This window comes from Acinetobacter sp. YH12241, assembly GCF_013417535.1.
Lineage (GTDB): Bacteria > Pseudomonadota > Gammaproteobacteria > Pseudomonadales > Moraxellaceae > Acinetobacter.
Window position 1 is genome coordinate 1 of the sequence record NZ_VPDQ01000046.1, and the last position, 12945, is coordinate 12945.

Genomic DNA, 12945 nt, shown 5'->3' on the forward strand with positions numbered 1-12945 from the left:
ATTTTGCTGATCCTTACAAGTCTATTCAGCGAGCTAGAAATGAAAATACGAATGGTTTAATCCGTCAATATCTGCCAAAATCATCATCGTTTGATGGCGTGTCAAACGAACAAATAGAGCAGATAGAGTTTGCACTCAACCATCGTCCTAGAAAAACACTAGGTTGGTATACACCGAGTGAAGTTATGGCTGGTTTTTATACTGTTGCACTTGCCGCTTGAATCCGCCAAATAAAAAGTTATCAATATTTGAAAAAAATCACAGGAAATGATGAAAGAAAATAAAAAATCTCATCCAATATTAAAAACTTAACAATAATTCATATTATTTCTTTAAGAAGATGTTTTAAATTAAATAAACCAATAATTTTATTAAGAGATCAGCCTTCAGTATGGACATTCAACATCAAGATTCAAAACGCGGCGGTGTATTTTTTATGGAGGAAGATGGTCGACGTCTTGCTGAAATTACATATCAGTGGCAAGAAGCATCGACCATCGTGGCTGATCATACCTGGGTAGATAATTCCTTACGCGGTCAAGGCGTAGCACGCAAAATGCTGGATGTACTGGTCGACTTTGCCCGCAAGAATAGCTTAAAAATTATTCCCCAGTGTTCCTATGTAGATGTCATGTTTAAACGTGATCGCAGCCTACAGGATGTGGCAGCTGCTATTTAGCAATTGAATTAAACTTATCCAAGATAGAGATATGTTGTAATTTGCCTTTAAGTGCAGGTACAGAAATACGCTGCAGCAGGTTATATACGCCATAACCTGCCATCAAGCCTATGCTGTTCCATAACACTTCTTCATATTTGCCTAACAGCGTAAGTATTCCTATCATCAGGCTTACACTGATATAAAAAAACATACGACGGCGAACAAACTGTAAAAGCGTCCAGCCTACAAAGACTGAACTGAGCAGAATGTTGGTCTCGGTCGTCAAGGCCATCTCATTCAGCATAATCAAAAGCATAAAACATATACACAACAACGCTACAGTGAAAATCAGATCTTTTAACATCAGGTTTCACTCCTTCATCATTATCGCTATATATCTGAAATCATTGATTTCCTCTCAGGAGGTAATTGTTAGAAGTTTTCTTTGGAAAAGCAAACCTAAAACAATGTAAGCAAAAACGGATATTTGATTAAAAAATGATCGACTTAAATTAAAATAATTGATTAAATTATGCTTTTAATTCTTTCTTCAGTGAGATGACCTTATGCTACAGCTTTGCTACGCCAGTGAGCGGATAGAATCTGAACAAGAGTTATTACAGGATCTTAGCGATATATTATCTGTAGCGAGAAAATTTAATAAAGCTCACCAAATTAACGGGGTTTTATATTATTCCCACGGCAAGTTTTTTCAATGTCTGGAAGGTGAGGCAGAGGTGGTAGAAAATCTGTTTCAGAGTATTTGCCGTGATCCACGCCATCATCAGGTGCTTCGCTTTCAGGATGCAACGGTAGAACGTCCACATTTCTCGGAGTGGTCGATGAAATATGTCCATAAACATAGTGAAATTTCTTCTTTATTTTCACGTTTAGGTTTAGGCCAATTTGAACCTCATGCACTGCAACAGGAACAACTGGGTGGATTCCTGGAACTGCTCTATCGTCTGGATGAAAATCAGGCCAATCTTGCTTCTCCTCAAGGTTATAAACAGCGTGGTTATATTCCCTATTTTTAATTGATGCTAAAAAATAAAAAAGTCCGCATAGCGGACTTTTTTGTTGCCAATGATGATCTAAGTCATTTCAATCATGACCTTTAAAGCCTTTTCGTCAGAGGCATGTTTAAACACATCATAGGCCTTTTCAAATTCAGCAAACTTGAAGTGATGGGTGGCCAGTTTTTCCAGTGGCAGTTTGCCGGAGCAGCAGGTTTTGAGCAGCATCCCGGTGGTATTGGTATTGACCAGGCCAGTGGTGATGGTCAGGTTTTTAATCCAGAGTTTATTCAGTTCAAAATTGACGGATTTACCATGTACACCGACATTGGCCAGATGACCGCCTTCTTTCACAATATGCTGGCAAATATTCCAGGTGGCTTCCAGGCCCACCGCTTCAATGGCACAGTCCACCCCTCGCTCATCAGTGAGGTCCAGTACACGTTGAATAGCATCCTCATTGGCTGAATTCACGGTATGGGTGGCACCGACAGTTTTGGCAAATTCCAGCCGGTTATCATCAACATCGACCATGATGATATTGGCTGGAGAATAAAACTGAGCAGTGAGCAAGGCACTCATGCCGATTGGGCCGGCACCGACAATCGCCACATTGTCTCCCGGTTTGACCTGACCATATTGCACACCAATTTCATGTGAGGTCGGTAAAATATCTGAAAGAAAGACCGCAACATCTTCATTCAGACCTTCTGGTAGGTGATAGAGAGAAGTATCGGCAAATGGGGTTCGGACATATTCGGCATGAGTGCCGTCAATCATATAGCCCATGATCCAGCCACCCTCGTTTCTACAATGGGCATATAGCTGTTTCTGACAGTTTTCGCAGGTGCCGCAGCGGCTGACACAGGAAATAATCACCCGATCACCTTTTTTAAAGTTTTGAACTGCAGAACCAACTTCTTCCACAATACCAATACCTTCATGACCGAGAATCCGGCCATTAAAGCTGCCGGTTTTTTCTTTTGCGACCTCTTCAATTTCGGGGTTTTTACCTTTCCAGATCCCGAGGTCGGTACCACAAATGGTGACTTTGCTAAGTTTGATAATGGCATCAGTAGGTTGCAGAATTTGGGGAATAGGACGTTCTTCAAAACGAATATCATTGGCGCCGTAATACACCATGGCTTTCATTGTTGTCATGACAGATCTCCTAAGGAAATGAGGGTCTGAACAAGAGAGATAAAGCTATTTTTTTGCTGCCTTTACAGCCTGGAAAATCATCAGGAGGGTGAAGGATAAAAGAGGATCGAAATACTGTTGTTCTTATTGATTGTGCCTAGAGCACTCAAAGACTGCAATGAGTCTTATGTTCAGATTGCAACAAAAGATAATGAAAAGAAGAAAGATAAATTTTAGCTGTTTTAATAGTGAAATAAGAAAGTTGATTTGAACTTGAATGAAGTTTAATTTTCTTAAAAAAGATAGAAAGCGAATTTAATTTTTAAAATAAAAAAGCCCGCTATTACGGGCTTTTTTATATAAATTTTTAAGCTTTTAAAGCGCTAATCAGTTTCTGATGTAGCCCGCCAAAACCGCCATTGGACATGATCACCACGGCATCGCCCTCACCTGCTTCAGCCACTACGGTCTGGATAATCTCATCCAGAGTACGTGCGACTACAGCTTTATTTGGCGCAGCGTCAATTACCGGTTGCAGATCCCAGTCCAGACCTTCAGGTTGATACCAGATCACTTCATCCGCTAGACGCGCGGAATGTGCCAAGCCATCTTTATGACTGCCCATACGCATAGTATTGGAACGTGGTTCAATAATTGCCCACAGCTTACGTTCACCGAGACGCTTGCGTGCGCCATCAAGGGTGGTATCAATCGCGGTTGGGTGATGGGCAAAGTCATCATAGACTTCAATGCCGCGTACAGTGTCCAGCAGTTCCATACGGCGCTTAACACCGCCAAAGTTTGAAAGTGCTTCACAAGCCGTTTCAATAGAGACACCGACATGTTCAGCAGCAGCAATCGTTGCCAGTGCATTGGCTACACTATGCTGACCCGTCATATTCCATTTCACTTCGCCTTTCACGATACCGTATTGGAGTACCTTGAAGTGAGAACCATCTTCTGAAAGCTGTTCAGCATAAAGCTCAGATTTTTCATTGGCATCTAATGAAGTACGAACCACAGGCGTCCAGCAGCCCTGCTCTAGCACTTCATCAATATTCGTTTCAGTAATTGGCGCAATAATACGGCCTTCACTTGGAATGGTACGCACTAAATGGTGGAACTGTTTCTGGATTGCTGCCAGATCATCAAAGATATCGGCATGGTCAAATTCCAGATTGTTCAGAATTGCCGTCTTAGGATGGTAATGCACGAATTTAGAACGCTTGTCGAAGAAAGCAGAATCGTATTCATCGGCTTCAACACAGAAGTATTTACCGCCACCTAAGCGCGCACTTTCAGAAAAGCCAAGCGGTACACCGCCAATCAGGAAGCCAGGTTCTAAACCGGCCTGATCCAGTACCCATGCCAGCATGGTGGTAGTTGTGGTTTTACCATGCGTACCAGCTACACCTAAAACGTGTTTACCTTGCAGGACATGATCTGCCAGAAACTGTGGACCTGAAATATAAGGTAGACCTGCATTCAGCATATATTCGACTGCATCAATACCACGTTTCATGGCATTGCCGACAATGATCAGATCCGGATGCGGCTGTAAATGGCTGCGGTCGTAGCCCTGCATTAAAGTAATGCCTGCATTTTCCAGCTGGGTCGACATCGGTGGATAAACGTTTTGATCCGATCCTGTCACCTTATGGCCTAGATCACGTGCCAGTAATGCCAGTGAACCCATAAAGGTGCCACAAATACCCAAAATATGCAGATGCATCTACTTCACTCCATTTTGCCTGACACATCACTTTGTACTGGTGCTGTTGCCATGATTTATTCGATTTGCAAGCAACGATAGCAAGGCTTTGAACGAAAAGATAGTCAAAGTTCGAGCATTCCTGCGGGATTTTTTAAATCCTGTTTCACAGACAAATTCAGGGAAATTTTCAAGCTTCCGGAATATCTTTTGGCAAAATAAATCGTAAAATAAGCCCGAACTTTTTGCAGAGTGCATGCAGATGCTACCGGCTCTATTTCTTCTGGTGATTGCTAACTGTTTTATGACCTTGGCCTGGTATGGACATCTCAAATTCCTGCCGCATGATGCACCACTGTGGCAGGCGATTTTATTTAGCTGGGCGATAGCCCTGTTTGAATATAGCTTGATGATTCCAGCGACTAAATTATTAGCCCAACAGGGATTGGCTGTAGGTCAAATGAAAATTACCCAGGAAGCCGTCACTCTACTGGTCTTTGTTCCCTTTATGATTTTCCTGTTCAAACAGCCGTTTAAACTGGATTATTTATGGGCAGCGCTGTGTCTCTGTGGCTGTGTCTATTTTGTATTCCGCAGTTCCTGAAATCATCTACTAGCCACTACTTCCCTATTTTTATTCCAGTTTTTAAGAATCTGCTAAAAAAATAAGAAAAATCGAGCCTTGCTTTGACCGTTAAATTTTATGAAGATGAAAAATCAGTCTATAATATGCATTCCTATTCAAGCTTGGCTCTCTCGTCGAGATTTATCTTTCTTACTTTAATCTCTGGAAAATTTGCAATGAATGCGGCTGCTGCACAAGATACTCCTCTCGTAGGTATTATCATGGGTTCTCAATCAGATTGGGCAACTCTCGAACACACTGCCAAAATGCTCAAGCAGCTTGGTGTCCCATTTGAAGCCGAAGTCGTTTCCGCACACCGTACCCCGGACCGTCTGTTTGAATATGCTGAACAAGCGCGTGATCGTGGTATTCAGGTGATTATTGCCGGTGCAGGTGGTGCAGCGCATTTACCAGGTATGTGTGCAGCCAAAACTGATCTGCCAGTACTGGGTGTACCCGTCAAATCTTCGATCTTAAATGGTGTCGATTCATTGCTTTCTATCGTGCAAATGCCAGCGGGTATCGCCGTAGGAACATTGGCGATCGGTCCTGCCGGTGCAACCAATGCAGCCATTATGGCAGCACAGATTTTAGGTTTAACCCGTCCAGAGATCGCAAAAAATGTCGCAGATTTCCGCGCGGCACAAACCGAGAAAGTCGCAAGTAACAATATTCCAGGTCAAATGTAAGTCCAAGCTTAATACGGGATCAAACACAATGGATAAAACCATCGGTATTTTTGGTGGCGGCCAGCTAGGCCGGATGATGGCACAAGCCGCACTACCTCTAAATATTCAATGTACGTTCTTTGAAGCCAATACGGACTGCCCTTCTGCGGCTTTGGGTCCGGTTTTCTCAACAAAAGCTGTAAATGGCTTGCAGGATTTCATCAATAGCGCAGATGTCTTCAGCCTGGAGTTTGAAAATACACCCCTAGCTGATGTCGACGTTTTAACGCAAAACAAAGATCTGCATCCGCCTCGTCAGGCTTTAGCTATTGCACAACATCGTCTGTCTGAAAAGGCACTATTTGATGAACTGGAAATTCCGGTTGCACCATATAAAGCGGTGACTTCAGTCGAAAGCTTGCAGGCGGCCGTTGCTGAGCTTGGCTTGCCGATCGTGCTAAAAACCTCTCGTGGTGGTTATGACGGCAAAGGCCAGTTCGTTCTACGTTCAGCAGATCAGATTGATCAGGCCTGGGCGGAACTCGGCCCTGCTGGTGAATTGATTGCCGAAAGTTTTGTGACTTTCTCGCGTGAAGTATCCATCATTGCGGTACGTGGTCAAAATGGTGATGTCAAAACCTGGCCATTGGCTGAAAATCATCACCATAACGGCATCCTGTCGCATTCCATCGTTCCGGCACCCAATAGTGCGGATCTGCAGCCAGTCGCGCAGGATTACATCACTCGCCTGCTCAATCACTTGAATTATGTGGGTGTCTTGACCCTTGAGCTGTTTGTGACAGACAAAGGCCTGTATGCAAATGAAATGGCACCACGTGTGCATAACTCAGGTCACTGGTCGATTGAAGGCGCTGTCTGCTCGCAGTTTGAAAACCATATTCGTGCGGTCGCAGGTCTGCCACTGGGTTCAACTGAAGTGGTGCGTCCAACCGTGATGGTGAACATTATCGGTCAGCATCCCAAATCTGAAGATGTCCTGACTTTAGAAGGCGCACACCTGCATCTGTACAATAAAACAGAACGTGAAGGTCGCAAGATTGGTCACATCACTTTGATGCCCACAGACAGCGCTCAGCTGACCACTTTATGCCGTCAACTGGCGAAGATTTTACCGAATCCATTGGCATTGAGCGAAGATATGACCATCTAAGCTTTAAGCTGCTGATAAAAAAAGCGATCACTTCGGTGATCGCTTTTTTATTTGTCCAGATTCAGGCATGATTGCGCCTCTTTAAAAATCCCCTGCCATTGGTCGGATCATTTTTTAAAATCAATTGCTTATAAACTGATCAATTGAGTATAAATATAATAATTTAATTCGCTGCTATTTTGGGCTGAATTCTGGGTTATTCACTTGTGGATAAACTTAATATTGAGTTTGAATGTAAAACTGGAAATAGATTTTGAATTTAAATTCATAAAAATAAATTCAAATTTAAAAATGAACTTTGAATTTAAACTTCGCTGCTTAAATTTAAATTCAAAAATATGAATTCAAATTTAAAAGCTGATAAATGAATTCAAAGTTCTGAATTTAAATATAGTTACTTCTAATAAAAATGAATTTAAAATAGAAATACTATATACCAGAAGCCTTTGGCTGATTGAGCAGTCCTAATCTAAAGACAAGTTATCCATAATAAATTTTTAAATTCAAAAGTAATTTCCTGAGTTTTGAATTTAAATTTAAAAAATGAGCCTGATTTGAATTTAAAATGGACTTGTGGATAAGTTTTTAAATTTAAAAGCTACAAAATGAATTCAAAAGTGTAGGAATTATGAATTTAAATTTACGCATTGGCGCTTTAATTTTCGTCATGAGCTGCTAAGGTAGAAACATAATTCAAAATCTAAATATTTAAGGGTCTTATGCAACGACTTGCACTTTTTGTTGGTTCTTTGGTTTTAGCTGCTACACAGGCACAGGCAGAACTGATTATTAATGGTCAGCGTGTGACATCAACGGATATATCCTCTGTTCCGAGCAGCCCCGTCAATTATGCGTCCCAAAATAATTTTCAGAATTGTCTTGCCAATTTGCGCAGTCAGGCGATTGCACAAGGCGTAAGTGGTTCAACCTACGATCGTTATACGCAAAATTTAACACCCGATTATTCTGTGATTGAAAAGCTGAATTATCAGCCTGAGTTTTCGACTCCGATCTGGGATTATCTGTCCGGACTGGTGGATGAAGAACGTGTACAACTGGGTCGACAAAAACTGCAGCAACATCGTGAGGTATTAAACCGGATTAGCACAGCCTATGGAGTACCGGCAGAAACCATCGTAGCCGTATGGGGCGTAGAAAGTAATTTTGGTGATATTTCCGGGAAGTATCCTTTATTACAGGCCTTGGGTACTTTGAGTTGTGAAGGTCGTCGTCAAAGTTATTTCCGTGGTGAGTTCTTCACCACTATGAAACTGTTACAGCGTGGCGATGTCTATGAAAGCCAGCTCAAAGGTTCATGGGCAGGCGCATTTGGTCACACCCAGTTTATGCCATCGACTTATGATGAGCTGGCGGTTGATTTTGATGGGGATGGTCGTCGTGATTTAGTCAGCAGTATTCCTGATGCACTGGCTTCTACAGCCAATTTCCTGAAAAAACGTGGCTGGCAGACTGGCCAACCTTGGGGCTTTGAAGTAAAAATTCCACAAGGCATGTCTGTTGCAGGCGAAAGCCGACGCAATAAAAAATCACTGAGTAGCTGGATGAATCGTGGTGTGGTGCGTGCTGACGGTACTCCGCTATTGCAGGGCAATTTATCAGAATCTTCTCAGGCTGGCTTATTGGCGCCTGCAGGCGAAAATGGACCGGTATTTTTAGTCTTTAAGAATTTTGATGCTATTTACAGCTATAATGCAGCAGAAAGTTATGCTTTAGCGATTGCACATTTATCTGACCGCTTACAAGGTAAGGGAGGCATCCAGGCAACTTGGCCAACCGATGATCCAGGTACGTCACGTGCGGAACGTCGCGAGATCCAGCAATTCCTGTTAAACCGTGGCTATGATATTGGTGAGGTGGATGGTCTGATTGGAGATAAAACCCGCCAAGCGATTCGTCAGGAACAGAACCGTCTAGGTTTAAGCCCGACCGGTCGTGCGGGCCAGCAAATCCTGCGTGCATTTAGAAATGAAAATGCCAAACTAATGATGCGTTAGGAAGAATTTAGACATGATCTAAATATAGATCTTCATCATAAAAAAGGTCTGCAAATATGCAGACCTTTTTTATAACTATATATAGTGAGCTTAAAGCTGCTCTTATACAGAGGTAATCGTGCCCAGAACGCGATAACCTGATGCACCTGTCACAGCCGGCAGATTGCCGCTGAGTTGATTCATAAAACGCATCGCCAGCCAGGCAAAAGCTGTGCCTTCCACCCAAGTCGGATTTAAGCCAAGGTCGGCTGTGGTTTGTACGCTCCAGTGATGTTTACGCAAACGCCAGCGTAACTGTTCCAATAAATGTGAATTATAAGCACCACCACCACAAACATAAACTTCACCGGTATCCAGACCGGAACGGTAAATGGCTTTTTTAATCGCACGGGTAGTGAGCTTCATTAAAGTAGCTTGCACATTCTCTGGTGTATCTTCAAGTTCATCGTATTGAAGGTCATTGCGCCAGTCGGCAATTTGTTCATCCAGCCATTCCAGATTGAAGTCTTCGCGGCCAGTACTTTTGGGTGGCTCTTTTGAGAAGAACTCATGTTCCTGTAATCGATCTAATAGGCTACGGATTGGCGTGCCATAAGCCGCCCAATTACCATTTTCATCAAAAGGCTGGCCGGTATAACGCTGACACCAAGCATCCATCAGAATATTGGCAGGGCCGGTATCAAAGCCATACACCTGATCCGGTTGACCTGCCGGCAGAATACTCACATTGGCAATGCCGCCCAGATTCAGAATCACGCGGTGAATACTGTCATGCTGGAAAATATCTTGATGGAAAGCGGGAACCAAAGGTGCGCCTTGGCCGCCAGCAGCCAGATCACGACGACGGAAATCGGAAATGACCGGAATCTGGGTGATTTCAGTAATGATATTCGGATCACCAATTTGCAGGGTAAAGCCATGTTCGGGGCGATGGCGGATGGTCTGACCATGTGAGCCAATCGCCTTGATTTGAGATCGATCTAAATTATTTTCTTTAATCAGCGCATTGATGCCATGACCAATCATCTGTGCCAGTGCGACATCAGCTTTGCCCATGCGGTCGATTTCATTGTCATCTGGCAAAGTCAGTGCCATCAGTTCATCACGAAGATCGGGATCAAAAGGCAAGGTGAGGGTGGCATGAAGCTGAAGTGGATCAAAAGAAGCAGCAACAATATCGACACCATCCATGCTTGTGCCGGTCATTACCCCAATATAGATCGCTGTCATGATTATTCTTAAGCCTGCAATGTGCTGAAAAAGTGTTAGTATATCGCACAAATTGAATAACTGATGTATTTGGATTTTGTGATGTCAAATTTCCTGCCGGCTGAAGAACAACTTGCCCTCATCCAACGAGGCACCCACGAAATTATTTCTGAAGAAGACCTTCTGAAGAAATTAAAGCAGAATCGTCCTTTAAAAATTAAAGCGGGTTTTGACCCAACTGCACCGGATCTGCACCTAGGTCATACGGTTTTAATCAATAAATTAAAAGTATTCCAGGACTTGGGTCATGAAGTGTACTTCCTGATTGGTGACTACACTGCGATGATCGGTGACCCAACGGGTAAGAGCGCAACCCGCCCGCCATTGTCACGCGAACAGGTGCTGGAAAATGCAAAAACCTATCAGGAACAAGTATTTAAAATTCTTGATCCAAACAAAACCAAAGTCGTGTTTAACTCGGAATGGTTTGCACAAAAAACTGCAGCTGACCTGATTCAATTGGCATCACAGCAAACAGTTGCACGTATGTTAGAGCGTGATGACTTCACCAAGCGTTATAACAATCAGCAACCGATTGCGATTCACGAATTCTTATATCCATTGGTTCAAGGTTATGACTCAATTGCTTTAGAAGCTGACGTGGAGTTAGGGGGTACAGACCAGACCTTTAACCTGTTGATGGGTCGTACTCTACAAGGCCGTTATAACCAGGAAGCGCAGGTATGTATCACTGTGCCAATTCTTGAAGGTCTAGATGGCGTGAACAAGATGTCTAAATCTTTAGGCAACTATATTGGTGTATTTGATGCACCGGGCGCGATGTACCAGAAAGTATTATCTATGCCGGATTCACTGATTGAGCGTTATTTCGATCTGCTCAGCTTCAAATCTATAGAAGAAATTCAAGGCTTGCTGAAAGAAATCGAAGAAGGCCGTAACCCGCAGGAAGTGAAACGTATTTTGGCGCTGGAACTGGTAGAACGTTTCCACGGTGCTGAAGCTGCCGCTCATGCCCATAAAGGTGCAGGTAATATCATTACTGAAGGTGAACTGCCTGAAGGTACGCCAGAAGTGACCATTTCACGTGGTGAATTTGGTGGTGAGATCTTCATTACTTCAATTTTACGTGAAGCTGGCTTAACCAAAAATGCTGCTCAAGCTAAAGATGCCTTAGGCCGCGGCACTGTGAAAGTGGACTGGAAACCGGTTGATGCGTCTTTTTCTGTGAAAGAGAACGTAACTTTAATTATTCAGGCCAGCAAAAAAGCAATTGCAAAAGTGACCTTCGTTGACTAAGGCTGGTTCTAAGTTATTGAAATAAAAGCAGGCTTCGGCCTGCTTTTATTTTTTAAGTTGTATATGAATTATATAAATATAGAAATTCAAAAAAAACCTTATAAAAACAACATTTAAATTTTGCCATTTGGCTTGCATTTCTGGTTTTTTGTGTATAAGATTTATTCGTCTAGAGATTCCGTTAAAAGCATATCTAGAGGGTAATGATCAATAACAGACAACTCCATAATTGATCAGGTCTCTAAGTGAAGAGACAAGTTAATATAATGTGAATAACTATAATAATGACATAATGGATCGGGTAAAGATTCAATTCTAAGGAAGAGATTTTGGGAGAGATCTCTTCCTTTTTTATTGGTATTGTCTGGCTATATGTTCAATCTTCAATAAATTCAAAACAAAGATGGATGAATTAGCTGGGATTCAGGTTAAATCCATGGTGAGATACATGAATCATTTTTGAATCTCAATCCATCTATAAAAAGAAAGGTAAATAAGGTGTATCAATACCAGACTGAACAGATGTTTGATGAAGACATCGATTTCATTTTGCGTTTTCTCTTCGAATATGAATCTGCGGAGCAAAAACAAAAATCTTTTGATCAGGTACAGGCCTTATTTCAGCAATTAGATCTTGCCTCTCACTATTTACTCTTTTCATTAGTCAAAGAACGTCTGCCACGTCGGGCCAAATTATTGTTTGTTGCTGAAGACTATAGTGGCAAGAAAGAAGTGATTGAGGAAGTGATGCAGCATTGGGTAAAAGATAGATACTCAAATGTGGCTTAATCGATTTTAATCTTCTGCTTATTCTTCTGCGCTTAAATAAGCTTTCTGGATAATCTGAAATCTAGAAAGATCATATCCTCATTTTTGCTTCTTAAAAGCAGGGTTAAGAAAAAACCTGTATACAGCAAGGATTTTGACCTTACAAAAAGCTCCATATATATAAGTCGGATAGAAAACAGCAAAATATGTAAGCTGATATAAGAAAATTTCGGAAAATTCTGGATACAGCCCTTAAATTTTACGGTCTTATTCAAAAGTCACAGTTTTTTGATAGTTATCAGGTCTTAAAAAATTCTACTTTTTTAAATTGAATTGCAATGAATACGGCTTTTATAGAAGAAAAATGCTCAAAATTTAGATAAAAAAGCGATTTTTTAACGAAATTCGTAGAAAAAAGATACATACGTGAAAAATATAGTGAATTGGGGGTTGCAATGATTCTGAAATCCTCTAGAATGCACCCATACCGACGAGATAGACGGAAACGAACGAAACACGAAGCGTTGAGTTGTTAAGTTTATCGAAGTCCAGCTTCTGGCATTGACGAGATGTTAGAAAGATCATTAAGAGATTATGAAGAACAACTTGTGTGGATTTTTACTGGTTGATTGATCGAAATTATT

At 41.9% G+C, this 12945-nt stretch carries 13 protein-coding genes; 9 read left to right on the forward strand and 4 right to left on the reverse strand.

Going from position 1 to position 12945, the window contains the following annotated elements:
• Both FTV18_RS14785 and FTV18_RS14790 read left to right on the forward strand, forming a co-directional pair.
• Nucleotides 1–221, forward strand: a 221-nt coding sequence (locus FTV18_RS14785) for an IS30 family transposase (RefSeq protein WP_180016882.1), incomplete at its 5' end; no start/stop codon positions are given.
• Between the two features lie 170 nt (nt 222–391).
• The gene (locus FTV18_RS14790) at nt 392–679 is read left to right on the forward strand and encodes a GNAT family N-acetyltransferase (RefSeq protein ID WP_004780333.1); all 288 of its coding nucleotides are present in this window, start codon (nt 392–394) and stop codon (nt 677–679) included.
• Here FTV18_RS14790 and FTV18_RS14795 read toward each other — a convergent pair.
• Nucleotides 672–1025, reverse strand: a complete 354-nt coding sequence (locus FTV18_RS14795; RefSeq protein ID WP_104426804.1) for a hypothetical protein — start codon at nt 1023–1025, stop codon at nt 672–674. The two genes, FTV18_RS14790 and FTV18_RS14795, sit on opposite strands and share 8 nt — an antisense overlap.
• A gap of 202 nt (nt 1026–1227) precedes the next feature.
• On the opposite strand from FTV18_RS14795, the gene FTV18_RS14800 reads away from it, so the two are divergent.
• Nucleotides 1228–1698 carry a BLUF domain-containing protein gene (locus FTV18_RS14800; RefSeq protein WP_180012271.1) on the forward strand — a complete coding sequence of 157 codons (471 nt, stop codon included), beginning with the start codon at nt 1228–1230 and terminating at the stop codon, nt 1696–1698.
• 57 nt (nt 1699–1755) lie between these two features.
• Here the strand turns inward: FTV18_RS14800 and FTV18_RS14805 are convergent, their stop codons facing one another.
• Nucleotides 1756–2838, reverse strand: a complete 1083-nt coding sequence (locus FTV18_RS14805) for a zinc-dependent alcohol dehydrogenase family protein (protein ID WP_180018681.1) — start codon at nt 2836–2838, stop codon at nt 1756–1758.
• A 346-nt stretch (nt 2839–3184) separates the two neighbouring features.
• Entirely contained in the window at nt 3185–4549 is a 1365-nt protein-coding gene (gene mpl / locus FTV18_RS14810) for a UDP-N-acetylmuramate:L-alanyl-gamma-D-glutamyl-meso-diaminopimelate ligase (protein WP_180018683.1), read from the reverse strand.
• A gap of 241 nt (nt 4550–4790) precedes the next feature.
• On the opposite strand from mpl, the gene FTV18_RS14815 reads away from it, so the two are divergent.
• From FTV18_RS14815 to FTV18_RS14830, 4 genes are all read left to right on the forward strand, one after another.
• Nucleotides 4791–5132, forward strand: coding sequence for a DMT family protein (locus tag FTV18_RS14815; RefSeq protein WP_180012287.1), 342 nt, complete (start codon nt 4791–4793; stop codon nt 5130–5132).
• Between the two features lie 197 nt (nt 5133–5329).
• Nucleotides 5330–5842, forward strand: coding sequence for a 5-(carboxyamino)imidazole ribonucleotide mutase (purE, locus tag FTV18_RS14820; protein ID WP_004780321.1), 513 nt, complete (start codon nt 5330–5332; stop codon nt 5840–5842).
• A gap of 28 nt (nt 5843–5870) precedes the next feature.
• Complete coding sequence (locus tag FTV18_RS14825) at nt 5871–6992, forward strand: 5-(carboxyamino)imidazole ribonucleotide synthase (protein ID WP_179993046.1); 1122 nt, start codon at nt 5871–5873, stop codon at nt 6990–6992.
• Between the two features lie 719 nt (nt 6993–7711).
• On the forward strand, nt 7712–9007 hold the full coding sequence (locus FTV18_RS14830) for a lytic murein transglycosylase (RefSeq protein WP_218945580.1): 1296 nt from the start codon (nt 7712–7714) through the stop codon (nt 9005–9007).
• 102 nt (nt 9008–9109) lie between these two features.
• On the opposite strand, the gene FTV18_RS14835 is transcribed toward FTV18_RS14830, so the two are convergent.
• The gene (locus FTV18_RS14835) at nt 9110–10237 is read right to left on the reverse strand and encodes an anhydro-N-acetylmuramic acid kinase (protein WP_179993045.1); all 1128 of its coding nucleotides are present in this window, start codon (nt 10235–10237) and stop codon (nt 9110–9112) included.
• A 63-nt stretch (nt 10238–10300) separates the two neighbouring features.
• Between FTV18_RS14835 and tyrS the strand changes: the two genes are divergently transcribed.
• Both tyrS and FTV18_RS14845 read left to right on the forward strand, forming a co-directional pair.
• On the forward strand, nt 10301–11533 hold the full coding sequence (tyrS, locus tag FTV18_RS14840) for a tyrosine--tRNA ligase (protein ID WP_161792066.1): 1233 nt from the start codon (nt 10301–10303) through the stop codon (nt 11531–11533).
• Between the two features lie 498 nt (nt 11534–12031).
• Nucleotides 12032–12322 (forward strand): hypothetical protein, encoded by a 291-nt coding sequence (locus FTV18_RS14845; protein ID WP_180018685.1) that lies wholly within the window; start codon nt 12032–12034, stop codon nt 12320–12322.
• Nucleotides 12323–12945 lie beyond the last annotated feature (623 nt).